Raw genomic sequence first — 23817 nt, 5'->3', positions numbered from 1 at the left:
CCGCACCGGGTTACGGCGAGATGATCGGCCGGGAATCTACCGAGCGGCCTCCGTCGCGCTGACTGTGCACCAGCACTCCGCAGATACAGGAATCTCCCTCGTCGCGCGGCGTGTCTCACGCCACGCAGAACACCTCGGGATTCCGGGTTCGCGCTTCGCGCGCCCCGGAATGACGGCATGAGATTGACGCGAACCGCATCGATCAGAGCGGCTACTTGCCGGTCATGCGCACGCCGAGCCGGCCGGCGAGATCCTGCACGAATTGCCAGGCGACCCGGCCGGAGCGCGAGCCGCGGGTGGTCGACCATTCCAGCGCCTCGCGTTCAAGCTGCTGGTCGTCGATGCCGATGGCGAAATGGCCGCAATAGCCGCGCACCATCGCCAGATATTCGTCCTGGCTGCATTTGTGGAAGCCGAGCCACAGCCCGAAACGGTCGGACAGCGACACCTTTTCCTCGACCGCTTCGCCGGGATTGATGGCGGTCGAGCGCTCGTTCTCCATCATGTCGCGCGCCAGCAGATGGCGGCGGTTCGAGGTGGCATACAGGATGACGTTGTCGGGCCGGCCCTCGATGCCGCCTTCCAGCACTGCCTTCAGCGACTTGTAGGACGTGTCGTGACCGTCGAACGACAGGTCGTCGCAGAACACGATGAAGCGGAACGGCGCATTGCGCAGCCGGGCCATCAAGGATGGCAGCGACTCGATGTCCTCGCGATGAATCTCGATCAGTTTCAGATTGCCGCCGCTGCGGGCGTTGACGCTGGCATGGGCCGCCTTGACCAGTGACGACTTGCCCATGCCGCGCGCGCCCCAGAGCAGCGCGTTGTTGGCGGGCAGGCCGGCGGCGAACCGCTCGGTGTTCTCGATCAAAATATCGCGCATCCGGTCGATGCCCTGCAGCAGCTCAAGCTCGACCCGCGACACCCGCGGCACCGGCGCCAGCCGGCCATCCGGCTGCCAGACGAAAGCTTCCGCAGATTGCAGCGTTGCCGCCGAATCGGCAGGCTTGGCGGTACTGGCCGCGAGCTGGGCCGCGATCGCCTCAAGGGCCGCCGCGATCCGGTCATTGACGGTAGCCTGCTCAGGCGCCGGACGTTTTGTCGCGGTTTTGCTGGCGCGCCGCGGCGCGGCCTTCTTGGTGGTCTTGGCGGCTTTGGTGGGCCGCTTGGCGGCGGCGCGCGTGGTTTTGCGGGTGGTTTTGCTCATCGATCAGGTTCCCCTCAATGCACCCATAATCACGGCCACAGGGTCCGGCAAGCTGCCCAAATGAAAGGCGGCGCAGCGTTGCAATTGAGACTGTGGTCGCTATAGTCCCGGCGAATTTGCCAAGTCCGGCCGGCGATCTCGCCCCGCGCCGGTCCGCTCCATCCCACGGGGACTCTGATGTTCACCACTCCTGCTTTTGCTCAGGCCGCTGGCTCCGCCGGCGACACCGGCGGCATGTTGATGTCGCTGCTGCCGTTCCTCCTGATTTTCATCATCATGTATTTCCTGATCCTTCGGCCGCAGCAGAAGAAGGTCAAGGAGCACGCCGAGATGGTGAAGAACATCCGTCGTGGCGACACCATCATCACCTCGGGTGGTCTGGTCGGCAAAGTCACCAAGGTGATTGACGACGACACCGTGGAGTTCGAAGTTGCCGAGGGCATCCGCGCCCGGCAGATGCGCCAGATGATCACCGGCGTTCGCGCCAAGGGTGAGCCGCTCAGCGACCGTGCCGACAATGGCAAGGCCGCCAAGCCGGGCAAGGATGCCAAGGGCAAGGAAACCGAGGCCAAGGACGCCGAGGCCAAGGACGATTCCGCAACCAAGTAAATGCCGCCGGCCCGGATTGACGGGCCGGCCTGCTGCTCTCTGACAGGTCAACTCGATGCTGTATTTCTCACGGTGGAAGGCGCTGGGGATCGTTCTGACCGCGCTGGCGGTCTGCCTATGCGCGATCCCGAACTTCTTTCCGGAGAGCACGGTCAAGAGCTGGCCCAAATGGGCGCAGCGCCATCTGGTGCTCGGCCTCGATTTGCAGGGTGGCTCGCACATCCTGCTCGAGGTCGATTCCAATTCGGTCCGCAAGGACAAGCTCGACCAGGTGCGCGACGACGTGCGCCGCGTGCTGCGCGAGGCCAAGCTGCCCTATACCGGCCTGAGCGTGCGCGCCGATGCCGTCGAAGTGCGGGTCAGCCGCGACAGCGACTGGCCGACCGCTTTGACCAAGCTGCGTGAACTGTCGCAGCCGCTCGGCGGCCTGATGGGCAGCAGCGGCCAGCGCAGCCTGGAAGTCAGCGACGCCGGCGGCGGCCTGTTCCGCCTGTCGGTGACCCAGGCGGCGATCAATGACCGCATCCGCCAGTCGGTCGAACAGTCGATTCAGATTGTCGAGCGCCGCGTCAACGAACTTGGCACCGTCGAGCCGCTGATCCAGCGTCAGGGCCTCGACCGGATTCTGGTTCAGGTGCCGGGCCTGCAGGACCCGACCCGCCTGAAGGAACTGCTCGGCAAGACCGCCAAGCTCGACTTCCGGATGGTCGACAACACCGTGTCGCCGGATCAGGCGTCGCGCAGCAATGTGCCGCCGGATTCCGAGCTGCTGATGAGCGCTCAGTCGCCCAAGCAACCCTATGTCATCAAGAAGCAGGTGCTGGTCTCGGGCGCCGATCTCACCGACGCGCAGCCCGGTTTCGATCAGCGCACCAGCGAGCCGATCGTCTCGTTCCGCTTCAACACCTCCGGCGCGCGCAAATTCGCCGCCGCCACCACCGAAAATGTCGGCCTGCCGTTCGCGATCGTGCTCGACAATGAGGTGATCTCGGCGCCGGTGATCCGCGAGCCGATCACGGGCGGTTCCGGCCAGATCTCCGGCAATTTCACCGTGCAGGCCGCCAATGATCTCGCGATTTTGCTGCGCGCCGGCGCGCTGCCGGCGCCGCTGACCATCATCGAGGAACGCACCGTCGGTCCCGGCCTTGGTCAGGACTCGATCGAAAAGGGCGAAATGGCCGCCTATGTCGGCTCGATCCTGGTCATCATCTTCATGCTGTTGACCTACCGGCTGTTTGGCCTGTTCGCCAACCTCGCGGTCGCCATCAACGTCGCGATGATCTTTGGCGTGCTGTCGCTGCTGAACGCCACGCTGACGCTGCCCGGCATCGCCGGCATCGTGCTGACGGTCGGCATCGCGGTCGACTCCAACGTGCTGATCTATGAGCGCATCCGCGAGGAACTGCGCAGCGGACGCACCGCGATCTCGGCGATCGACGCCGGTTTCAAGCGCGCGCTGGCGACCATTCTGGATTCTAACATCACCACCTTCATCGCCGCGGCCGTGCTGTTCTATATCGGCACTGGCCCGGTTCGCGGTTTCGCGGTGACGCTCGGCATCGGTATTCTGACGACGGTGTTCACCGCCTTCTCCCTGACCCGGCTGATCGTTGCGACGTGGGTATGGTGGAAGCGGCCGCAAAGCGTGCCGATCTGAGAGAGCGGAGCACGCAGTGACGACCAATTGGATCTTGCTTGGGCTGGGAGCCCTCGTGGTGGTGCTGACCGTGGTCAGCGCGTTCAACCTGCTGCCCTCGCTGCGGATCGTGCCCGACGACACACGATTCGATTTCACCCGCTTCCGTCGCATCAGCTTCCCGATCTCGGCGTTGCTGTCGATCGTGGCGATCACGCTGTTCTTCACCCACGGGCTGAATTTCGGCATCGACTTCCGCGGCGGCACGCTGCTGGAAGTGCAGACCAAGTCCGGCCCGGCCGATCTGGCGGCGATGCGCTCGACGCTCGGCAAGCTCGAGCTTGGCGAAGTGCAGCTGCAGCAGTTCGGCGGTCCGTCGGACGTGCTGATCCGTATTGCCGAGCAGCCGGGCGGTGACGCCGCGCAGCAGGCCGCGGTGCAGAAGGTGCGCCAGACGCTCGGTGATGCGGTCGAATATCGCCGCGTCGAAGTGGTCGGCCCGCGCGTCTCCAGCGAACTGCTGGCCTACGGCATGCTCGGCCTGATGCTCGCGATTCTGGGCATCCTGACCTATCTCTGGTTCCGGTTTGAATGGCAGTTCGCGCTCGGCGCGATGGTCGCCAACGTGCACGACATCGTGCTGACTATCGGCTTCATGTCGATCAGTCAGGTCGATTTCGACCTCACGTCGATTGCCGCGCTGCTCACCATTCTCGGCTATTCGCTGAACGATACCGTTGTGATCTACGACCGTATCCGCGAAATGCTGCGGCGTTATAAGAAGATGCCGATGCCGGAGCTGCTGAACGAGGCGATTAACTCGACGCTGTCGCGCTCGATCATCACCCACGTCACCGTGACCTTGGCGTTGCTGGCGCTGCTGCTGTTCGGCGGCCATGCGATCCACAGCTTCACCGCAGTGATGATGTTCGGCGTGGTGCTGGTCGGCACCTACACCTCGATCTTCATCGCGGCGCCGATCCTGATCTACCTTGGCGTTGGCCAGCATCGGGCCGATGCCAAGGAAGCGCCCTCGAAAGCGTCCTCGAAGTCCTGATGGCAGGCGGCGCCGGCGAGGGGCTGCATCTGCCGCGCTCGGCGCCGATCGAAGCTTACGGCAAGGGCGGCTTCTACTTTGCGGAGATGTCGCATCAGGGCTCGCTGCTGTGCCTGCCGGACTCGATCTGGGCCTGGCAGGTGGCGGCGCCGGGCGAGATCGACCAGCACGCGCTTCATCTGGTGTTCGACAGGGCCGCTGCGATCGACACCTTGATCATCGGCACCGCCAATGAGGTCTGGATTGCCCCGGCGGAGCTGCGCGCGGCGCTGCGCCAGCTCGGCGTGGTGCTCGATGTCATGCAGACCGGCCCGGCGATCCGCACCTACAACATCATGATTGGCGAAGGCCGCCGGGTGGCCGCGGCGTTGATCGCGGTGCCATGAGCAGCGCTGCCGCGCCGGATCAGGATGCTGCGGGCTATTGCGCCGCCTTGGTCCGCGACCAGGATTTTGACCGCTATGCCGCGACCTTGTTCGTCGGCACCGCGCCGCGCCGCGCGCTGCTGGCGCTGGCCGCGTTCAATGTCGAGATCGTGCGGATTCCAAGACTGGTGAGCCAGCCGCTGGTCGGGGACATCAGGCTGCAATGGTGGAGCGATCTGCTGGGCGGCACCGCCCATGGCGGGGAGTCCGGCAACCCGGTCGCCGCCGAACTGCTCTGGGCGATCGACGCCTACCGCTTGCCGACCGCGCCGCTGCGCCGGCTGATCGAAGCCCGGCAATTCGATCTCTACAATGATCCGATGCCGGACCTCGCCGTGCTGCAGGATTATTTGGATGCCACCGTCGGCGGCCTGCTGCAATTGGCTGCGATGGTGTTGCGCCCGGCGCCGGCCGGCCCTCAAGACATGGACCTACACGCGGCGCACGCCGCCGCAATAGTGCTCGGCATCGGCCAGCTGATCGCACGGCTGCCCTACGATGGGGCGCGGCGGCAACTCTATGTGCCGAAGGATTTGCTCGCGCGCCATGGCTCGAGCCCGGAAGAAGTGTTCGCCGGCCGGCCGACCAAGGCGCTGCAGGCGGCGCTCGGCGAGCTGATCGCCGTCGGCCAAAGCCATTTCGCTCAAGCGCTGCAGGACCTGCCCAGCCTGCCGCGAGAGCTGCGCCCGGCCTTGCTGCCGCTGGCGCTGGCGAGGCGCGATCTCGACCGGCTGGCACGGCCCGAACGCGACCCGTTCCAGCCCGAGGAACGGTCGCGGCTGGCGACGCTGTGGGCGCTGTGGCGGGCGTCGCGCAGCCCGGCGTTTCGCTGATCGCCCGGGTTCGCCGGTCACGGCGAGCGGCGCTGGATTGCTTCGCTGCGCTCGCAATGTGACTCTGGTGAATGGCGTGCTCTCGGCTTTTCCAGTCATCGCGAGGAGGCGTAGCCGACGAAGCAATCCATTCTCCGCCTGAGGCTTCTGGATTGCTCCGTCCCGTCCGCGATGACGACTGTTAAGCCGCTTCCGCCAGTTTCACATGGGCGGCGATCCAGCCGTCGAGATCGACCAAGGCGCGGGCGCTGAGCGCCTGCTTCTTGGCGACCGACTTTTCCGGACCGCGCAGTTTCTTGCCGTCCGGACCATGGGTCGGCGGCGAGGCCAGCGGCGGGAACAGCCCAAAATTGACGTTCATCGGCTGGAATGAGCGCGGGCCGGCATCGATGGTTTCGATGTGCCCGCCGGTGATGTGGCCGAGCAGGGCGCCGAGCGCCGTGGTCGGCGGCGGCGCCGGCAAAGCCTGGCCTTTGGCTTCGGCGGCGGCGAACAAGCCCGCGATCAAGCCGATGCCGGCCGATTCGACATAACCCTCGCAGCCGGTCATCTGGCCGGCAAAGCGCAGCCGCGGCTCGGTTCGCAGCCGCAGCACGCCATCGAGCAATTTTGGCGAGTTCAGAAACGTGTTGCGATGCAGTCCGCCAAGCCTTGCAAATTCAGCATTTTCCAGCCCCGGAATGGTGCGGAATAGCCGGACTTGCTCGCCATGCTTCAGCTTGGTCTGGAAGCCGACCATGTTGTACAGCGTGCCGAGTTTGTTGTCCTGGCGCAGTTGCACGATGCCATAGGGCTTGACCGTCGGGTTGTGCGGATTGGTGAGCCCGACCGGCTTCATCGGCCCATAGCGCAGCGTTTCCGGGCCGCGCTCGGCCATCACCTCGATCGGCAGGCAGCCGTCGAAATAGGGCGTGTCGCGCTCCCAGTCCTTGAAATCGACCTTGTCGCCGGCCAGCAGCGCCGCGACGAATTCGTGATACTGCTCGCGGCTGAGCGGGCAGTTCAGGTAATCGGCGCCATTGCCGCCGGGGCCGACCTTGTCGTAGCGCGACTGGAACCAGGCCTTCGACATGTCGATCGAGTCGCGGTGCACGATCGGCGCGATCGCATCGAAGAAGGACAGCGAATCCTCGCCGGTCAGCGCCTGGATCGCGGCGGCGAGCGGCGCCGAGGTCAGCGGCCCGGTGGCGATCACCACCTGCGCCCAATCGCCGGGTGGCAGTCCGGTCAGCTCGCCGCGCTCGATTTCGATCAGCGGATGCTCGGTGAGCGCCTGGGTCACCGCGGCGGAAAAGCCGTCGCGATCGACCGCCAGGGCGCCGCCCGCGGGCACCTGATGGGCGTCGGCGGCGCGCATGATCAACGAGCCGAGCCGGCGCATTTCGGCATGCAGCAGCCCGACCGCGTTATTGGCGGCATCGTCGGAGCGGAATGAATTGGAGCAAACCAGTTCGGCGAGGCCGTCGGTGCGGTGCGCTTCAGTGCTGCGTTCGGGCCGCATTTCATGCAGCACGACGCGAACGCCGGATTGCGCGATCTGCCAGGCGGCTTCCGAACCGGCGAGGCCGCCGCCGACGACGTGGATGACGTGATCAAGGGAGGGTGAGGTCATCGCCCACAGCTAGCGCGTTTCACGCCCGAGGGAAATGTTCCATGGCGGATTGTGAGTTAACCCCACAAACGACAACGCCCGCCGTGACGGCGGGCGTTGTCGACGAGGAAGTGTACAGGATCAGCCGTGGTAGTGACCCGCCGCAACGCGCGGAATATCCGAACGATCAAGCCCGATATCGGCGAGCTCACGATCGCTGAGCTGAGAAAGTTCGCTCAGATTCCGCTGATAGTCGCGAAACTGACGGATCATCCGAATGAGCGAGAGTAACATGGTATCTCCTTTGGCAACGATTCAGCCCTTGGAGGAAAGCCTCACCGTCAAAAAGAAAATACCGCGCACAGACTGTTTGTTGCAGTGTTTTTGTTGCGATGCAGCTAGGCTGAAAGTGCATGCCTTTCGAGCCGATCAGTAATCGGATGTGGCGGCGCTGTTCGCTAAGCGATTGATTAGATGGACATCAATCAATGAAGTCCGGTTCAGACGCGAGCCGATATCAGCGCAATTGCGGCGTTTTATCATGCAAATTTGCCATAACTTTGTGGCGGTCCAGACTGAGAATTGTGCAGTGCAAAAAGTATCGCGCGCAGCGAGCGATAGAGCTCGCATCTCTCGGATCAGATGTTAGTCGCCGCGCTTCCTGTCGAGCAGCACGGAAGGAAAATCGGCGGCGGAGCGGCGCGCCCGGCGGCTCGGCCGGATCCGGGGCGGCGACGGATTGGGCACCACCGCCTTGCGGTACAGGTGCCAGGTGGCGTGGCCGAGCAGCGGCAGCACCACCGTGAGACCGAGAAACAGCGGCAGCGAGCCGAGGATCAGCAGCGCCGCCACGATCGCGCCCCAGGCGGCGATGGTGAGCGGATTGCGGGCAGTGACCCGCAGCGAGGTGCTGATCGCCTCGACCACACCGATCTGGCGATCGAGCAGCAGCGGAAACGACACCAGGCTCAGGCACAGCGAGGCCGCCGCAAACAGGAAGCCGACGCTGCAGCCGATCACGATCAGCTGCCAGCCGGCGCGGGTGGTCAGCACCTGCGTGGCGAAGTCGGGAATCGCGGCGGCCGGAGCGTTGCCAAACGTCGCGACATAGATCGCTTGCGCGCTCGCCAGCCAGCCGATGAAGATCACCAGCAGCAGCGCGCCCAGCGTCAGCATCGCGCCGAGCGAGGGCGAGCGCAGCACGGCCGCGGCGTCCCAGGCCGAGGCGGTCTGGCCAAGCTCGCGGCGGCGGCTCAGCTCATAGAGCCCGAGCGCGGCAAACGGCCCGATCAGCGCAAAACCGGAGGCTAGCGGAAACAGCATCGGCAGCACCGCATAGCCCATTACGATGCGCGCCAAAGCGAGGCCGAGCAGCGGATAGATCACGCACAGCAGGATGGCGTGGCTCGGCACTGCCTTGAAATCGGCCCAGCCGCGCCGCAGCGCGTCAAAGAGGTCGGCAAGATCAAGCCGCTGCACCACCGGGACCGGCACGGTCGGAGCGCCGGGCGCGGCGGCATCCGCGGTGAATGGTGTCCGTGCCGACGCTGGCGACTGTTCTGGGGTCGGTCCGTGGTCAGCCATCTGCATCTCCGTCACGCGGCACGATGGCTCGCAGCGGCGCTGCGAGAGGGGCTGTAATATGATACTAACCATAATCGCGGGCACAGGTTGCTCACGCTTGGGTGAGCGCCACGCGAACTAAGCTGGATCTGCAATTTCCACGACGCTCAGAGAAATGTCGCAATGCTTCGGAACATTTCGTGCGGCGCAAGATAGGCGCTGGTGATTCCGGCTTCGCCGGGATCATCAAGAAGACGATTTAAGCCGACGATTTAACGCAGCGATTGAACAGAACGAATTCAAGGCAACAGATCGGAGGGAGCATGAGTCTTTTCGGAAAGATCATGAGCGCGATTTTTGGCGGTCATGCTGAAGCCGCACCGGCCTCAGCACCGGGCGGCGCGGCCGGCACGGCAGCTCCATCTGCCGGCGGCGGCACTGCCGCGGGCGGCACGGTCGACGTCGGCGCGATCCTCGACCGAGCGGTGGCAGCCAAGGGTGAAAAGCTGGAATGGCGCACCTCGATCGTCGATCTGATGAAGGCGCTCGACATCGATTCCAGCCTGGCGGCCCGCAAGGAACTCGCCAAAGAGCTTGGCTATAGTGGCGACACCAGCGACAGCGCGACCATGAATATCTGGCTGCACAAGCAGGTGATCGCCAAGCTGGTCGCCAATGGCGGCAAGCTGCCGGCCGATTTTGGGCATTGAGCCTGTAGGACAGAACGAGTCGGGACGGCGAGGCCGCTTGCTCTGGCAGCGGCGCGCCGTTCGTTGTTGGTCGTGGTCGCGGCGTGGCGCTATGGCAATGCGCGCCCGCGCGCGCTGTCGCGGCTACGCGGTCAGGTCGGCATATTCCGGATGCAGTTCCAGATAGTCGACCACGAAGCCGCAACCGGCGACCACTTTGAGGCCATCGGCGCGGATCAATTCGAGCGCGCCTTGCACCAGCCGCGAAGCGATGCCGCGGCCGCGCAGTTCCACCGGCGTTTCGGTGTGGGTGATGATCACCACGCCCGGTTCCAGCCGATAATTGGCGAAGGCAACGCCGCCATCGACCTCGAGCTCGAAGCGGTGCAGCGCCTTGTTGTCGCGGACGGCGTTGGTCATGGGGTTCCTGCGTGTGGTCATGGGCGGCGCCCCCGGATAGCGGTGCCGGACGTGCTTGGCAACCCGTCCAAACGCGAAGCCGTTCCTCATTAGCGCACGCTCCACAGCCTCTAGTTGCGGCCCTCGTCGGGAATATTGAGGATTGTGCCGCAGGCCTTGCAGTGCACGGCATCGACGTCGTGACGCTGCAGGCCGCATACCGGGCAGGGGAAGCGCACCTTGGTCGGGCTGATCAGCGCCCGCGCCAGATTGAAGAACAGCGTCACCCCAAAAATCATGATGACGACGCTGATCAGGCGGCCAAGCGTGCCCGGCAGCGTGATGTCGCCAAAGCCGGTCGTGGTGAGCGCGGTGACCGTGAAATACAGCGCGTCGGCATAGTTGGCGATCTGCGGATTGCGGAATTTCTGGGTCTCATAGACGATCGCGGTCATCACAAAAATGAATACCGCGAGATTGGTGACCGCGATCACCACTTCCTCATGGCGGCGGAAGAACGTGCTGTCGGTGCGCAGCCGCGCCAGCATCTGATAGTCGCGCAAGGCGCGCAGCGTACGCAGGATGCGCAGGAAGCCGCCGGCTTCGCCGGGCAGCGGTGCCAAAAAAAGAAGAAATGATCGCGATGATATCGGTCCAGGTCGCGAGCCGGCCGAATTCGCGCATCGGCCGGCGGCTAGCAAACAGCCGCGCCGCAAAATCGATCAGGATCAGCGCCCCAAAAGCGAGATCGAGTGCCTCGACCACGGGATTGGCTGGCAGGAACGAGGTGCTAACGATGAAGACAATGGTGACGATATCGAATGCCAGCAGCGCATAGCGAAAGGCGACGCCGCGCGGGGTCGCGCCTTCATACAGCCGGCGAATCGCAAGCCTGAACGCCACATAGCTCATGGCCTATAATTGCCGGGGTTCGCCGCCCGGAGGCAAGAGGGCATCTCGGCGCGGCCGATCATCCCGCTTGCACCGCTGTTTTGGCCGACGTTTTGCAAGGATGGGACGATGATCTCCGGATTATCGCCCCGCGCCTAACTTGTCTCTGTCCGTAATCGCCCATCTGATCACCAGGCGGCAGCCTTGACCCAGCTTTCTGGTCAAAACCCTGACCGCCGCGCTGATCACGGCGCGTTACCGTCAATTATCAGCTGGAATCGGAACCGAATTCATGCAGAAGATGTCGGCATTATCTCGTTGCTGATCAGTATTTGGATGCTGTCAGTAGCTGTCGTCTGGCGACATCTATTGCTTTGGCTCGCAGCCACGGAATGTCTTGATGAAGATAGATTGTTTTCCGACGGAAACTGCTGATGAAGAACAGCTTTGGACTGCTATTCACGAGTACATGAAAGAGCGGATCGCCGTGACCTCGATCCTCTACGGCTTCACCCATTCCAGATACACCGCCGAGCGGATCGGGATCAGCAGGAGCTTGTATATCAAGCACAGTCATCCAAAGGACTATGTCGATCATTTCGGATCAGACAAGTTTTTGAATGATGACATATGCACCGTAATATTGCTGCAGCAGCTTGAACCGTTTCTCTGGCATCACGCCGATAATTGGCCTGGTGCAACAGAAGCGCAAAAAGAGCGTGCGCGGATCGATAGCCAATTCGGGATGGAAGTCGGCGTTTCGATCGGCTTTCATTTCGCCGACGGCCACGGCATCGCCGGTATCGGACTTTGCGCAAGCGGCACGAGCGCCGAGGAATTTGAGCAGCGCTGGAAAGAGCGCGGAGAGGACGTGATGAGCTATCTGGCGATATTCGAGCCGCTGATGCGAGCAAGGATGGTCGCCAACCGTATGGCGCTATCCGAAAGGCAGCGTCAGGTGTTGGCCTATTCCATTTCGGGAATGCAGGCGAAGGAAATCGCCGCTCATTTGAAAATCGCCGAAAAGACTGTCCACAACTATCGTGAAGACGCCAGAGACGCAATCGATGCCGACACCACCATGGAGGCCGTTGCCAAGGCACTGGCCTACCGCCTGATCTGACCTGCAACGACGCTAGGGGAAACTTCCCTTATTGTAACGCACTCTCCGCATCATTTACCACGTTGTTACTGATGGTTGTAATTCGCCTCAGTAATTATTTTAGAGCGGAGTTGGGCTATGAAGTTTGTGCAAACCGTGCATCGCGGTGCGCGAATGTTGTTGTTGGCGTCTGTATTTCCAGCACTCGGTAGTATTGCAGTCCTGGGGGTGACCGCCGCAACGCCAGCGGCGGCAGCCGACCTCGGCGATCGCGGCTATTCCAAGGTGCCCGCCATCGTCGCACGCGGCTATGATTGGAGCGGTTTCTACATCGGGGCTAATGCCGGTTGGGGATCTTCTCATGATACCTGGTCGGTTGACCAGACCGGTGCTGACGCTGGCAGCCACAGCTCGACCGGAGCAGTCGCCGGTGGTCAGCTTGGCTATCGGTGGCAGGCTGGGGCGTTGGTTTTCGGCCTTGAGGCACAGGGTAACTGGGCTGACCTCAAGGGCAGTCACGTGCTAAACGAGGACGGCACTAACGCGCATTCGACTCTCAACGCGTTCGGCCTGTTCACTGGTCAGGTCGGCTACGCATGGAACAATACCCTGCTTTACGCCAAGGGCGGCGCGGCAGTGACCCGCACTAAATATGAAGTGACATATCCCGGCGGGGCGGACGTTTCGGGGAATCAGACTCGCTGGGGTGCGGCCGTTGGTGCAGGTCTTGAGTACGGCTTTGCTCCGAATTGGTCGGTCGGTGTTGAATACAACCATATCTTTGCCAAACGCTTCTCTACTAGTTTTTACGATAGTGCTGGGTTTACTGACCCAGATAAGGTTGCGCGAGTTGGAGGTGACTCCGATCTCGTCACGGCTCGCCTCAATTATCGGTGGGGTGGCGCGACGAGCGCCAAATACTAGTTCTCTGACCTCCAAGTAGACTCCGCCCTGGCAGGATAGTCAGGGCGGCTTTCTCCGACCGTCGCGGCGTGTTTGGTCACGTCGGCTAGCTTTCGCCAGCGCCGATCGTGTGCCGTGATCGGCAGAGCCGGTGGCTCGTCGAGACTTCAGATAAGAGTGGATGCCGGGAATGCCACGCCGTGCTGCTGTGCGGTCGATGCCGCATGTCTTGTTCGCTATCAGTTGCGCGATCCTGACGGGGTTCGTGCTTGTCCCAGAGCTATTTGGTGCCGGCAAGACCAAGGATTACGGCCTATGGTACTGGGCCGGGCAACAGGTGCTGAGCGGTGGCAACCTGTATCCGGAACAGAGCGCCGGCTATCTGCCGTTTCTGTATCCACCATTCGCCGCAGTTTTGCTGGCGTTGCCGTCCTATTTTGGCAAAGTGCCGCTCTATCTGCTTCTTGCCATCGTCAATTCAATCGCGTGGTGGGGCGTCAGCCGGTTATCGAATGCCATGACTGGCGCTGGGCGCATTCCGGGACGGTGGCTCGCGGCTTTGCCGTCGATCCTCACCATCAGTTTCATTTTCGATCAGTATGACCTCGGACAACCGAACCTGCTATTGCTGGCACTGATTCTGGCGGGCTTTGCCTGTTTGCAGCGACAGCGGCCGATTGCGGCTGGCGCGTTAATTGCGCTGGCAGCAGCCCTCAAGGCGTTTCCGATTGCCGTGCTGCCTTATCTGCTGTGGCGGCGCCAATGGCGTGCGGCGTTGAGCATGGCTTCGCTGCTGGTGGTTTTCACGCTGCTGGTGCCGAGTGCCGTGCGCGGTCTTGAGCGCACCACCTCCGAACTCGGAATCTGGGCGCAAGCCATGGTCGGTGGCGAAAGTGGATTCGGACAGCGAGAGGCGCAAAACTGGTCATGGGTCAATCAATCGCTATTGGCGGTGACCCATCGATTGCTGCGGCCGGTCGACTTCAACGCTATCAATCCGGAGCAACCACCGCGCTATATCAATGTTGTGACGCTCGAGCGGCGCACAGCGGATCTGGTCAGCCTGGTTGTCGCAGTCGCGATCGGGCTCGGCTTCCTGCTGGTGATGCCGCGGCAGGCAGAGCGTTGCGCGCAGTCGGATGCCGAGGAACTCGCTATTTTGCTGTGCCTAGTGACGATCGCATCGCCACTGGCCAGGCAATATTATTTTGTCTGGCTGTTCTTTCCGTTGACGGTGCTGATCCATCGTGCGGCGTTCGATAGCCGGCCTGCCGCACGGCGGTTATCGGCAACAGCGATTGTGGTGGCCTCATTGCTGTTAACGTTGTCACTGCCGGTCTTCCCGAAACTGCTGCAAGCGCTCGGTAATAATCTACTGGCGACGTTGGTGCTGATCGCCGCTCTGGCTTGGCATCTGCAGCATCCGATCAGATCCATGGCAGCCAGTGCGAGTATTCGAGGTCGTTCGGTGCCTATCCCGGCGCGGGCCTGACTCCGCGGGAATGGCCGATCCGCTGATGGGGCAGGTGCCGCGGAGCGAGCGCTCAAGATCAGCCTGGGCGTGTGTTGCGTGGTGGCGCCCGCAGCGCCGTCGAAGCGGGACACCTCGCTGCGCAGCTGATCGCTGTCATGACACAGCGATGTGCTGCCATGAGTTCCCGCGACGCGAGGCGATCAGCCGCAGGTCCAGATCGGTCCGATCGGGGTGCGCGTCCAGCACGGGCCAAAACTGCCGCCATTGAAGCGGCCGCCATAAAAGCCCGGTCGTCCAAAATAGTGCCAGTTGCCATCCCAGCCATAATAGCGTGGCACTGGATCGATGTACCAATGCCGCCGCTTGCGCTCGGCGAGCCGCGACGGCGGTGTTTTCTCGGCGTAAGGCGGAATGTTGTTGTTCGGCGGCTGCCGATAGCCCGGCAGAAAGCCATAGCCATGCCAGCGCTTCACCACCGGCTTCTTGGCCGAAGCGGCCGAAGCGGCGGTCACCGGCACCAGCGCCAGCGCGATAGCGAGCGATAAAGAGACGAGCCGTTTCATCGCCGCAGCATAGATCCGCTGCGATGGCGATGCGATCAAAATTGCCGGCTGCGGACGCGACCTGGCGCCGCGATCGCAGCGCCAAGCAAAAAGGCCTGCCTGACATCCGTCAGGCAGGCCCAGGAGGAGGTCATGCTGAGGTTACCTGGTCACACAGTTTTTGGACGTAGCCGCTGCGATCAGCCGAGCAGCGCGTAGGGCACCAGCGGCGCCAGCGTCATCAGAAGGGTGCCACCGACCACAGCAGCTTCCATACCGTTCAATTTGCGAAACACCGTCATGGTAAATCTCCTGTTTGCTGTTAGTGCCTTGTTTACGGGTGGCTGAGCGCGCTGGATCACTATTAAGCGGTCACAGGCGCGTGAGCCGAAACGTGATCATGGCGAGGGCAAAGACACCGAAATAAACGCGCGCTTGGTGATCCAATCGGCGGCCAGCTTCGTATCAACAGAGCCGGATGCATGACGCCGCTTTTGGCGGCTGCGAACAGACCGGCTTAATTGCGGGGCGATTGCCAAGCCATGACCGTTCGGATCTCAGATGTCGCGCCTGTGTTGTTCTGGCTGGGCGACGAGCGCGCCGCAGCCATTTTTGGCGCGGCCGATCGCACGGTGCGGCAGGCGGCGCGAGGTGCTAGAGTTGATGCCCGATCGCGGCGGGCATTGGTCAGCTTGACCGTCGATCGCGGTTCATTCGGGAATGGAATGGTCGCCATGGACAATCCGCGCAGCGACCGCTCGGCAACGCCGGACATCTTGTCCGACTGCATCGTTCGGATCGCCGCGCAGCAGGACCAGGCGGCGTTCGAGACGCTGTTCAAGCATTTTGCCCCGCGGCTGAAGTCGTACTTCATCAAGCGCGGCGGCGATCCGGCGCTGGCCGAGGAGATCACGCAAGAGGCCTTGGTCGCGCTGTGGAAGAATGCCGAGCAGTTCGATCCTGCCAAGGCCTCGGCATCGACCTGGATTTTTACGATCGCCCGCAATCTCAGCATCGACCGTTTTAGACAGGCGCGCCGGCCATCATTCGATCCCAACGACCCGGCCTTCATTCCGGATGAAGAAGAACCGCCCGACCGAAAACTGGAACGGGCCGAGGCTGAACAAAACCTCCGCGAGGTGATGAACTCGCTGTCAGTGCATGAAAAGAGCATCTTGATGTTGTCGTTCTACGAAAATCACTCCCATGGCGAGATCGCCAAGCGGTTGGGACTGCCGATCGGTACGGTGAAATCGCGGATCAGGCTGGCGTTCGGCAAGCTGCGTGCCGCGCTCGACGCTCAGAGCGGAGTACGGCCATGAGCGCGCAGTATCATCTCAGCGACGAGCTGCTGCTGAGCTATTCGGCCGGCACACTTGATGAAGCCTCCAGCCTGCTGGTCGCCACTCACCTCGCGCTCTGTCCGCATTGCCGGTCGCGCAATCTTGCGGCCGATGCGGTCGGCGGTGAATTGCTGGACGCGCTGCCGCCGGCCGAGCTGTCGCCGGGGCTGATGGGGAGCGTGCTGGCGCAGCTCGGCGGTCGCGACCAGGCTGGCGCTGCAAAGGTCGCCGTACGGCGCGGCGATATCGTCACTCCCGAGCCGCTGCGCAGCTATCTCGGCGGCGATCTCGGCGCGCTGCGCTGGACGCGGGTGGCGCCGCGGGTGCAGCAGATCGCGATCGACATTCCCGGCTGCCGGGCGCGGGCGCGCATGTTGCGCTTCCAATGCGGCACGCAGGTGCCGGCCCATGGCCATAGCGGTCGCGAACTGACTTTGGTGTTGAGCGGCACCTTGTACGATCGCGATGCGGTGCTGGCGCGCGGCGACGTCGCCGAAACCGATGAACACACCGAGCACCAGCCGTTTGCCGGACCGGAGCAGGATTGCATCTGCCTGGCCGTCACCGACGCGCCGCTACGTTTTAAGGGTGCGTTCGCCCGGCTGCTGCAGCCGTGGTTTGGGATATAGCGGCGGGTTTTAGCGGGAAGGGGCTAACCTGTAGCCTGGATGGAGCGCAGCGAAATCCAGGTCATTTCGCTGCGAACCGTGACCCGGATTGCGCTGCGCTTCATCCGGCGGATCGGGTCGATAGGCCGTCGCCAGAATAGCCGGCGGCCGGTGGCATTGGGAATCCCTCCGTCACGTGCACAGCTCGTAGCGTGGGTTGAGCGCAGCGAAACCCACGAACGAAAAGAGATGGGTTTCGCAAGCGCTCAACCCATCCTACGCGCTGGATGGAGCGCAGCGAAATCCAGGTCATTTCGCTGCGAACCGTGACCCGGATTACGCTGCGCTTCATCCGGGCTAGCATATCCCCTTGGGATCACGAATTTAGATCGCATTCCACAAAACGCGAATACATGCGATCTAATTGTGATTGTTAGGATCAAACAGATTTAGCGATCACAGCGGATGGCGACCGAAATGCACTCGGTGCAATATATCGATCAAAGCCGTTTGGACTGGTGGGATCCTGTCTGGCTACAACACATCGCCAGTTCGCATGGATTCGCTCATGCGAAGACCGTTTGTGACCTTGGTGCCGGTGCAGGACATTGGACGCAGGCTCTTGCCCAGGCGCTTCCTTGGAATAGGACCGCGGTCGTTGCGCTCGACTCAGATCCCGGATGGATTGACGTTCTTCGTCGCAACAAATCTCTCGCCGGATTGGTTGCACGACTGGAGCTAGTCGAAGCAGATGCAACAGACACTCGGCTCCCCGCGAATAGCTTTGATCTCGTTACGTGTCAGACCTTGGCGCTCCATCTGAACGATCCAGCAGCGTTGGTGCGCGAAATGGTTCGTCTCGCGAAGCCCGGCGGAATTGTCGTGTTGGCTGAACCCGCTAATGCTCTCAACAGGGCGCAACTCGGCGCGGCTATGGCCTGCCTTGAGCCACATGAGGTCGCGCTCCTTGTCGAGATTTGGATGGCCTATCACAAGGGCATCCGTGATCGTGACGGCTTAGATTTCGACATTGCCTTGCGTCTGAAGGGGATCATTGAAAGCTGTGGGGTGGATCGCGACGACATCCTCTGCTTCAAGAATCCAAAGACCATCGAAGCTTTGACGAATGACGACCTGACCTCTGAGTACACCGAGGAGAATTTCAACTACGCGCGTATAGGAGGGATCGATCGTCGGAAATGGAATGATGGTCGCGAGCTTGCGAAGCGGATTTCTTGTATGCGTGAGCCCGTCGTTTTTATGGATTCGCTGTTCTTGTTCTGCTTCAGAGCCAAATGATGCGGTCTTGAAGGCAGATCTCGAACCTGCGTCTCAACCGAGCACCTCGCCTGGTGAGAGCATCCCCAGTGATCAGCCGCCGTTCCGGATTGCGCTGCGCTTCATCTGGGCTACACCACTGCATGAAGCTCGTAGCGTGGGTTGAGCGCAGCGAAACCCACGAACGAAAAGAGATGGGTTTCGCAAGCGCTCAACCCATCCTACGCGCTGCTTCAGAGCCAAATGATGCGGTCTGGAAGGCAGATCTCGAACCTGAGCCTCACCCGAGCACCTCGCCTGGTGAGAGCATCCCCAGTGATCAGCCGCCGTTCCGGATTGCGCTGCGCTTCATCTGGGCTACACCACTGCATGAAGCTCGTAGCGTGGGTTGAGCGCAGCGAAACCCACGAACGAAAAGAGATGGGTTTCGCAAGCGCTCAACCCATCCTACGCGCTCAACTGAGCACCTCGCCTGGTGAGAGCATCCCCAGTGATCAGCCGCCGTCCCGGATTGCGCTGCGCTTCATCTGGGCTACGCCACTGCATGAAGCTCGTGGCGTGGGTTGAGCGCAGCGAAACCCACGAACGAAAGAGATGGGTTTCGCAAGCGCTCAACCCATCCTACGCGCTAAGCCCAGAAAACGCAGCGACGCCTACTCCGCGCTTCGTTTCTTTGTCGGCGCCGGATGCTTCTTCTCAAGTACTGGCTTTAGGAATTTGCCGGTGTAGCTGCGCGGGGCTTTGACGATATCTTCCGGTGGGCCCCAGGCGACGATTTCGCCGCCGCCGTCGCCGCCTTCCGGACCAAGATCGATCACCCAGTCGGCGGTCTTGATCACTTCGAGATTATGCTCGATCACCACCACGCTGTTACCCTGCGCCACCAACTCGTGCAGCACCTCGAGCAGTTTGGCGACGTCGTGGAAATGCAGGCCAGTGGTCGGCTCGTCCAGAATATAGAGCGTGCGCCCGGTGGCGCGCTTGCTGAGCTCCTTGGCCAGCTTGACGCGCTGCGCTTCGCCGCCCGACAGCGTGGTCGCCTGCTGGCCGACGCGGATGTAGTCGAGACCGACGCGCTGCAGCGTTTTGAACGTTTCGCGCACCCGCGGCACCGCCTTAAAAAATTCGGCGGCTTCCTCGACCGTCATGTCGAGCACGTCGGCGATCGACTTGCCCTTGAACAGCACTTCCAGCGTTTCGCGATTGTAGCGCTTGCCCTTGCAGACGTCGCAGGTGACGTACACGTCGGGCAAAAAGTGCATCTCGATCTTGATGACGCCGTCGCCCTGGCAGGCTTCGCAGCGGCCGCCCTTGACGTTGAACGAGAACCGGCCGGGCTCATAGCCGCGCGCCTTGGATTCCGGCAGCCCGGCAAACCACTCGCGGATCGGCGTGAAAGCGCCAGTATAGGTCGCGGGATTGCTGCGCGGCGTACGGCCGATCGGCGACTGATCGATGTCGATGATCTTGTCGATATGCTCCAGACCCTCGATCCGGTCATGCGGCGCGGCGGCTTCGCTGGCGTTGTTCAGCTTGCGGGCGAGGGCGCGGTACAGCGTGTCGATCAGCAGCGTGGACTTGCCGCCGCCGGACACGCCGGTCACGCAGGTGAACAGCCCGAGCGGGATTTCGGCCGAGACGTTTTTGAGATTATTGCCGCGGGCGTTGACCACTTTGAGCGTGCGCCGATGGTTCGGCGGCCGGCGCTCAGGCACCGGCACGAATTTTTCGCCGGTAAGATATTTGCCGGTCAGCGATTTCGGATTGGCCATCACCTCGGCGGGCGTGCCCTGGGCGACGATGCGGCCGCCATGCATGCCGGCGCCGGGGCCAACATCGACCACATGGTCGGCGAGCATGATGGCGTCTTCGTCATGCTCGACCACGATCACGGTGTTGCCGAGGTCGCGCAGCCGCTTGAGTGTATCGAGCAGCCGGGCATTGTCGCGCTGATGCAGACCGATCGACGGCTCGTCCAGCACATAGAGCACGCCGGTCAGGCCGGAGCCGATCTGCGAGGCGAGGCGGATGCGCTGGCTTTCGCCGCCGGACAGCGTGCCGGAGGCGCGTGCCAGCGTCAGATAGTTGAGGCCGACGTCGAGCAGAAAGGTCAGCCGCTCGCGGATCTCTTTCAGAATGCGCGCGGCGATTTCGTTCTGCTGCTTGTTGAGCGCATCGGGCACGCTGGCGAACCACTCGCCGGCGGCTTTCACCGACAGCTCGGCGATCTCGCCGATATGTTTGGCGCCGACCTTGACGCACAACGCCTCCGGTTTCAGCCGGTGACCATGACAGGCCGCGCAGGGCACGTCAGAGAAGTACTTGCCAAGCTCCTCGCGCGCCCATTCGCTTTCGGTCTCGCGGAAGCGGCGCTGGATGTTGGTGATCACGCCCTCGAACGGCTTCTTGGTGTCGTAGGAACGCACGCCGTCTTCGTAGGAGAATTTGATCTCGTCGTCGCCGGAGCCATACAGAATCGCGTTCTGCGCCTTCTTCGGCAGCTCCTTCCACTTGGCATCGAGCGAAAACTTGTAGTGCTTGCCGAGCGCGGTCAGCGTTTGCAGATAATAGGGCGAGGACGATTTGGCCCAGGGCGCGATCGCGCCCTTGCGCAGGCTGAGCTCCTTGTCGGGAATCACCAGATCGGCGTCGACATGCTGCTCGATGCCGAGGCCGCCGCATTCGGGGCAAGCACCATAGGGATTGTTGAACGAGAACAGCCGCGGCTCGATTTCCGGAATGGTGAAGCCGGACACCGGGCAGGCGAATTTTTCGGAGAACAGCAGCCGCTCCGGGCCGCTCTTGTCGTGAATCTTGGCGGTCTTCTTGTCTTTACCACTGGTAGCCGCCGTGTTCGCTTCGCCCGCCGGCGCATTCGGCGAATCGGCGAACTCGACCACCGCCAAGCCTTCGGCCAGTTTTAGTGCGGTCTCAAAACTTTCGGCCAGGCGCTGGCCAAGATCGGGACGCACCACGATGCGATCGACCACTACGTCGATGTCGTGCGGGATCTTTTTGTCGAGCGGCGGCACTTCGGCCAACTCGTGAAAGGTGCCGTCGATCTTGACGCGCTGAAAGCCCTTTTTCAGCCAGTCGGCCAGTTCCTTGCGGTACTCGCCCTTGCGGCCGCGCACCACTGGCGCCAGCAGATAGAGCCTTGTGCCTTCCGGCAGCGCCAGAACGCGGTCGACCATCTGCGACACGGTCTGGCTCTCGATCGGCAGGCCGGTGGCGGGCGAATAGGGCACGCCAACGCGGGCCCACAAGAGCCGCATATAGTCATAGATTTCGGTGACGGTGCCGACCGTGGAGCGCGGGTTTTTGGAAGTGGTCTTCTGCTCGATCGAGATCGCCGGCGACAGCCCGTCGATCTGGTCGACGTCCGGCTTCTGCATCATCTCCAAAAACTGCCGGGCGTAGGCCGACAGCGATTCGACATAGCGGCGCTGGCCCTCGGCATAGATGGTGTCGAAGGCGAGCGACGACTTGCCCGAGCCGGACAGCCCGGTGAACACCACCAATTTGTCGCGCGGGATCGTCAGATCGACGTTTTTCAGATTGTGTTCGCGGGCACCGCGAATGGTGATGGCGCGGCTGCTCGAGGCGGCCTGCTGGCGTCGGGCCTTGATCACTTCATCCATAAGCTTTCCCGGACTGGGCTGTTCCGGACGCACAGGGCGACACCGGCAAAAACAGGACGCCACCGCGCGGGGCAGAGCGGCGCGGTGCGAACATAGGAAGAACGCAGGTGTTTTTCCAGTATCAGAGTGACGTCATCAACCGATTATCGCCGTTCCCGAGATGTGCGCAGCGATCAGGCGGCCCGGGCGCCGGTGAACGAGACGGCTGGCCGCGTATGGCGAAACGTCAGGCAGGCGAGCCCACACAAAAGCAAAAGGCCGGCACGAGGCCGGCCTTTCGTCACGAAGCTGTGGGTCGGGCGAGCGCTTAGTAGCGCGCCACCACCGGGCCACCCCAGCGATAGTTGAGGCGGGCGGTCACGAGATCGACGTCGCCGCCGACGCGGTTGGTAGCCAACACAAGCCCATTATTATAGAAATCTGCGTCGAAACGGCTGATAAAAATATGATCATACTCGACGCCGACCGACCAATTCGGTGCAAAACCATATTCAAAGCCGACTCCCACCGTTCCGCCCCAGCGGGTTTGATCGTTGGTCGACGCCACCAAATTTACAGGAGCGCCAACGGTGAAATCGTATTTCGAACTCGTTACCGCGGCGCCGCCCTTGACGTAAAGCAGAGCGTTATTCCAAGCGTAGCCGACCTGACCAGTGAACAGGCCAAAGGCAGTCAGTTTGGAATGTTCAGTCCATGCGGGGAGCCAGTTGTAGTCAACATGGCTGCCGCTCAGATCAGCCCAGTTGCCCTGCGCTTCCAGGCCGAACACCCAGTTCGCGGCCTGCCAGCGATAGCCGATCTGACCACCAGCCACCGCGCCGGTCGAGTCATGATTACCTAAATCGAGGCCGAAGCCGTTCCAGCTGTCGCGCATCGAACCCCAACCGGCGTTGGCACCGATGTAGAAACCCGACCAATCATAAACCGCGGCGATCACCGGCGGAGCCTTGGTGTAAGCGCGGGCCGGCAGATCAGCCGCCATCGCCGGAGCCAGGCCCAGAGCCATCACGCCAACCGTACCGAGCAGAAATTTCTTCATTTCAAATCTCCCCAATCCAACGGCCACCGGGATGATCCTGGAGGCACTTCAGCGCGAGCGCCACAACCTATGGTGCCGACTATAGCCAAGTTGATTGAAAAATCCGTCACCCAAAAGCAACAGTCACCCAGGAACTGCCCGGGGAGAAGCCCGTGTAATGGTTGAGAAAAATCCCGACTGCGGAACTTTACGAGGTTCGTTCGCCAGGCGATGCAAAAGCCGCGCTAACTAACTCCTTCCGGCACGCAATTGCACCTTCTCAAAGGAACAAACATCGAACATAATCGCTGTGTGGATAAGCGCCGCAGGGACTGCCGCAGCCATCGGCTGACGGCGTATAGCCTTAGCGATCGGGATCAAGCTCGCTTGCGCCGCGGGCAGATCGCGAATCGGATGTGAGGCCGGCGTTTTCGGCGATTTAGCAGGGGAGATCAGCGAGATGGCTGGCAGCGTAAACAAGGTGATTCTGATCGGCAATCTCGGCGCGGACCCCGAGATCAAGCGCACGCAGGACGGTCGCCCGATCGCGAACCTGCGCGTCGCCACCTCGGAAACGTGGCGCGACAAGAATTCCGGCGAACGCAAAGAGCGCACCGAATGGCATCGCGTGGTGATTTTTAACGAAGGGCTGTGCCGGATCGCCGAGCAATATCTGAAGAAGGGCGCCAAGGTCTATATTGAGGGCCAGTTGCAGACCCGCAAATGGACCGACCAGAGCGGCGCCGAGAAGTACACCACCGAAGTCGTGCTGCAGAACTTCAACTCGGTGCTGACCATGCTTGATGGCCGCAGCGGCGGCGGTGGCGGTGGCGGTTACGGCGCCGATGATTCGATGGGCGGTGATTTCGGCTCGAGCGGTCCGTCGAGCGCGCCGCGCCGCGCTCCGGCGCCGCCGGCCGGCGGTCGCCATGACATGGACGACGACATTCCGTTCTGAGAGCGGTGATCTGAGAAAGACTCGGGCGCGGCTTTCCGCACCGAACGGCG

At 62.3% G+C, this 23817-nt stretch carries 22 protein-coding genes and 1 pseudogene; 14 read left to right on the top strand and 9 right to left on the bottom strand.

Annotated features, from left to right (window positions below; all coding sequences use genetic code 11):
- Positions 1–211: 211 nt before the first annotated feature.
- Entirely contained in the window at positions 212–1207 is a 996-nt protein-coding gene (locus BJ122_RS06605; protein ID WP_103010664.1) for an ATP-binding protein, read from the bottom strand.
- Between the two features lie 177 nt (positions 1208–1384).
- Here BJ122_RS06605 and yajC point away from each other — a divergent pair, with 177 nt between their 5' ends.
- Genes yajC through BJ122_RS06580 form a run of 5 tightly spaced genes read left to right on the top strand, consistent with a single transcriptional unit; the run spans position 1385 to position 5767 of the window.
- On the top strand, positions 1385–1816 hold the full coding sequence (yajC, locus tag BJ122_RS06600; RefSeq protein WP_110780316.1) for a preprotein translocase subunit YajC: 432 nt from the start codon (positions 1385–1387) through the stop codon (positions 1814–1816).
- Between the two features lie 55 nt (positions 1817–1871).
- Positions 1872–3473 carry a protein translocase subunit SecD gene (gene secD, locus BJ122_RS06595; RefSeq protein ID WP_110780315.1) on the top strand — a complete coding sequence of 534 codons (1602 nt, stop codon included), beginning with the start codon at positions 1872–1874 and terminating at the stop codon, positions 3471–3473.
- Positions 3474–3489: 16 nt separating this feature from the next.
- The gene (gene secF / locus BJ122_RS06590; protein ID WP_110780314.1) at positions 3490–4509 is read left to right on the top strand and encodes a protein translocase subunit SecF; all 1020 of its coding nucleotides are present in this window, start codon (positions 3490–3492) and stop codon (positions 4507–4509) included.
- Positions 4509–4895: an Mth938-like domain-containing protein gene (locus BJ122_RS06585; protein WP_110780313.1), complete on the top strand. Its 387-nt coding sequence runs from the start codon at positions 4509–4511 to the stop codon at positions 4893–4895. The genes secF and BJ122_RS06585 overlap by 1 nt, the downstream gene beginning before the upstream one ends.
- Complete coding sequence (locus tag BJ122_RS06580; RefSeq protein ID WP_110780312.1) at positions 4892–5767, top strand: phytoene/squalene synthase family protein; 876 nt, start codon at positions 4892–4894, stop codon at positions 5765–5767. Before BJ122_RS06585 ends, BJ122_RS06580 begins: the two co-directional genes overlap by 4 nt.
- Before the next feature lie 181 nt (positions 5768–5948).
- On the opposite strand, the gene trmFO is transcribed toward BJ122_RS06580, so the two are convergent.
- The 3 genes from trmFO to BJ122_RS06565 all read right to left on the bottom strand — a co-directional run bounded on the left by trmFO (position 5949) and on the right by BJ122_RS06565 (position 8942).
- The gene (trmFO, locus tag BJ122_RS06575) at positions 5949–7379 is read right to left on the bottom strand and encodes a methylenetetrahydrofolate--tRNA-(uracil(54)-C(5))-methyltransferase (FADH(2)-oxidizing) TrmFO (protein ID WP_110780311.1); all 1431 of its coding nucleotides are present in this window, start codon (positions 7377–7379) and stop codon (positions 5949–5951) included.
- A 120-nt stretch (positions 7380–7499) separates the two neighbouring features.
- On the bottom strand, positions 7500–7652 hold the full coding sequence (locus BJ122_RS06570; protein WP_103010658.1) for a DUF1127 domain-containing protein: 153 nt from the start codon (positions 7650–7652) through the stop codon (positions 7500–7502).
- 351 nt (positions 7653–8003) lie between these two features.
- On the bottom strand, positions 8004–8942 hold the full coding sequence (locus BJ122_RS06565) for a DUF2189 domain-containing protein (RefSeq protein ID WP_110780326.1): 939 nt from the start codon (positions 8940–8942) through the stop codon (positions 8004–8006).
- A 302-nt stretch (positions 8943–9244) separates the two neighbouring features.
- Here BJ122_RS06565 and BJ122_RS06560 point away from each other — a divergent pair, with 302 nt between their 5' ends.
- A complete protein-coding gene (locus tag BJ122_RS06560) occupies positions 9245–9631 on the top strand; it encodes a DUF3597 domain-containing protein (RefSeq protein ID WP_110780310.1) in 387 nt (128 codons plus the stop codon).
- 123 nt (positions 9632–9754) lie between these two features.
- Here the strand turns inward: BJ122_RS06560 and BJ122_RS06555 are convergent, their stop codons facing one another.
- Complete coding sequence (locus BJ122_RS06555) at positions 9755–10030, bottom strand: GNAT family N-acetyltransferase (protein ID WP_027277138.1); 276 nt, start codon at positions 10028–10030, stop codon at positions 9755–9757.
- A gap of 110 nt (positions 10031–10140) precedes the next feature.
- Positions 10141–10921: pseudogene (locus BJ122_RS06550) on the bottom strand (ion transporter).
- 183 nt (positions 10922–11104) lie between these two features.
- Here BJ122_RS06550 and BJ122_RS19425 point away from each other — a divergent pair.
- From BJ122_RS19425 to BJ122_RS06535, 4 genes are all read left to right on the top strand, one after another.
- Positions 11105–11335, top strand: a complete 231-nt coding sequence (locus tag BJ122_RS19425) for a hypothetical protein (protein ID WP_210205437.1) — start codon at positions 11105–11107, stop codon at positions 11333–11335.
- Between the two features lie 34 nt (positions 11336–11369).
- Positions 11370–12023 carry a helix-turn-helix transcriptional regulator gene (locus tag BJ122_RS06545; RefSeq protein ID WP_210205436.1) on the top strand — a complete coding sequence of 218 codons (654 nt, stop codon included), beginning with the start codon at positions 11370–11372 and terminating at the stop codon, positions 12021–12023.
- 153 nt (positions 12024–12176) lie between these two features.
- Positions 12177–12926 (top strand): outer membrane protein, encoded by a 750-nt coding sequence (locus BJ122_RS06540; RefSeq protein ID WP_110780308.1) that lies wholly within the window; start codon positions 12177–12179, stop codon positions 12924–12926.
- Between the two features lie 196 nt (positions 12927–13122).
- Positions 13123–14397: a glycosyltransferase family 87 protein gene (locus BJ122_RS06535; protein WP_245407635.1), complete on the top strand. Its 1275-nt coding sequence runs from the start codon at positions 13123–13125 to the stop codon at positions 14395–14397.
- Between the two features lie 182 nt (positions 14398–14579).
- Here BJ122_RS06535 and BJ122_RS06530 read toward each other — a convergent pair whose 3' ends face one another.
- The gene (locus BJ122_RS06530) at positions 14580–14942 is read right to left on the bottom strand and encodes a hypothetical protein (RefSeq protein WP_110780325.1); all 363 of its coding nucleotides are present in this window, start codon (positions 14940–14942) and stop codon (positions 14580–14582) included.
- Positions 14943–15655: 713 nt separating this feature from the next.
- Between BJ122_RS06530 and BJ122_RS06525 the strand changes: the two genes are divergently transcribed.
- The 3 genes from BJ122_RS06525 to BJ122_RS06515 all read left to right on the top strand — a co-directional run bounded on the left by BJ122_RS06525 (position 15656) and on the right by BJ122_RS06515 (position 18171).
- On the top strand, positions 15656–16243 hold the full coding sequence (locus tag BJ122_RS06525; RefSeq protein ID WP_430694761.1) for a sigma-70 family RNA polymerase sigma factor: 588 nt from the start codon (positions 15656–15658) through the stop codon (positions 16241–16243).
- A complete protein-coding gene (locus BJ122_RS06520; protein ID WP_110780305.1) occupies positions 16240–16893 on the top strand; it encodes a ChrR family anti-sigma-E factor in 654 nt (217 codons plus the stop codon). The genes BJ122_RS06525 and BJ122_RS06520 overlap by 4 nt, the downstream gene beginning before the upstream one ends.
- A 444-nt stretch (positions 16894–17337) precedes the next feature.
- Complete coding sequence (locus BJ122_RS06515) at positions 17338–18171, top strand: class I SAM-dependent methyltransferase (protein WP_110780304.1); 834 nt, start codon at positions 17338–17340, stop codon at positions 18169–18171.
- 632 nt (positions 18172–18803) lie between these two features.
- On the opposite strand, the gene uvrA is transcribed toward BJ122_RS06515, so the two are convergent.
- Together uvrA and BJ122_RS06505 are read right to left on the bottom strand one after the other, a co-directional pair.
- Complete coding sequence (gene uvrA / locus BJ122_RS06510) at positions 18804–21791, bottom strand: excinuclease ABC subunit UvrA (protein WP_110780303.1); 2988 nt, start codon at positions 21789–21791, stop codon at positions 18804–18806.
- Positions 21792–22098: 307 nt separating this feature from the next.
- Positions 22099–22830: an outer membrane protein gene (locus tag BJ122_RS06505; RefSeq protein ID WP_110780302.1), complete on the bottom strand. Its 732-nt coding sequence runs from the start codon at positions 22828–22830 to the stop codon at positions 22099–22101.
- Between the two features lie 439 nt (positions 22831–23269).
- Here BJ122_RS06505 and BJ122_RS06500 point away from each other — a divergent pair, with 439 nt between their 5' ends.
- Entirely contained in the window at positions 23270–23767 is a 498-nt protein-coding gene (locus BJ122_RS06500) for a single-stranded DNA-binding protein (RefSeq protein WP_110780301.1), read from the top strand.
- Positions 23768–23817 lie beyond the last annotated feature (50 nt).

The organism is Rhodopseudomonas faecalis, assembly GCF_003217325.1.
Classification (GTDB): Bacteria; Pseudomonadota; Alphaproteobacteria; order Rhizobiales; family Xanthobacteraceae; genus Rhodopseudomonas; species Rhodopseudomonas faecalis.
This window is presented reverse-complemented; position numbering and strand designations above follow the sequence as displayed.

Coding starts and splice junctions, on each gene's coding strand:
- BJ122_RS06555 (WP_027277138.1), bottom strand. CDS start 10,030: ATGACCAACGCCGTCCGCGACAACAAGGCGCTGCACCGCTTCGAGCTC.
- BJ122_RS06605 (WP_103010664.1), bottom strand. CDS start 1,207: ATGAGCAAAACCACCCGCAAAACCACGCGCGCCGCCGCCAAGCGGCCC.
- BJ122_RS06540 (WP_110780308.1), top strand. CDS start 12,177: ATGTTGTTGTTGGCGTCTGTATTTCCAGCACTCGGTAGTATTGCAGTC.
- yajC (WP_110780316.1), top strand. CDS start 1,385: ATGTTCACCACTCCTGCTTTTGCTCAGGCCGCTGGCTCCGCCGGCGAC.
- BJ122_RS06545 (WP_210205436.1), top strand. CDS start 11,370: ATGAAAGAGCGGATCGCCGTGACCTCGATCCTCTACGGCTTCACCCAT.
- trmFO (WP_110780311.1), bottom strand. CDS start 7,379: ATGACCTCACCCTCCCTTGATCACGTCATCCACGTCGTCGGCGGCGGC.
- BJ122_RS06570 (WP_103010658.1), bottom strand. CDS start 7,652: ATGTTACTCTCGCTCATTCGGATGATCCGTCAGTTTCGCGACTATCAG.
- BJ122_RS06585 (WP_110780313.1), top strand. CDS start 4,509: ATGGCAGGCGGCGCCGGCGAGGGGCTGCATCTGCCGCGCTCGGCGCCG.
- BJ122_RS06535 (WP_245407635.1), top strand. CDS start 13,123: ATGCCGCATGTCTTGTTCGCTATCAGTTGCGCGATCCTGACGGGGTTC.
- BJ122_RS06525 (WP_430694761.1), top strand. CDS start 15,656: ATGGACAATCCGCGCAGCGACCGCTCGGCAACGCCGGACATCTTGTCC.
- BJ122_RS06565 (WP_110780326.1), bottom strand. CDS start 8,942: ATGGCTGACCACGGACCGACCCCAGAACAGTCGCCAGCGTCGGCACGG.
- BJ122_RS06520 (WP_110780305.1), top strand. CDS start 16,240: ATGAGCGCGCAGTATCATCTCAGCGACGAGCTGCTGCTGAGCTATTCG.
- uvrA (WP_110780303.1), bottom strand. CDS start 21,791: ATGGATGAAGTGATCAAGGCCCGACGCCAGCAGGCCGCCTCGAGCAGC.
- BJ122_RS06500 (WP_110780301.1), top strand. CDS start 23,270: ATGGCTGGCAGCGTAAACAAGGTGATTCTGATCGGCAATCTCGGCGCG.
- BJ122_RS06505 (WP_110780302.1), bottom strand. CDS start 22,830: ATGAAGAAATTTCTGCTCGGTACGGTTGGCGTGATGGCTCTGGGCCTG.
- BJ122_RS06580 (WP_110780312.1), top strand. CDS start 4,892: ATGAGCAGCGCTGCCGCGCCGGATCAGGATGCTGCGGGCTATTGCGCC.
- BJ122_RS06530 (WP_110780325.1), bottom strand. CDS start 14,942: ATGAAACGGCTCGTCTCTTTATCGCTCGCTATCGCGCTGGCGCTGGTG.
- secD (WP_110780315.1), top strand. CDS start 1,872: ATGCTGTATTTCTCACGGTGGAAGGCGCTGGGGATCGTTCTGACCGCG.
- BJ122_RS06560 (WP_110780310.1), top strand. CDS start 9,245: ATGAGTCTTTTCGGAAAGATCATGAGCGCGATTTTTGGCGGTCATGCT.
- BJ122_RS06515 (WP_110780304.1), top strand. CDS start 17,338: ATGGCGACCGAAATGCACTCGGTGCAATATATCGATCAAAGCCGTTTG.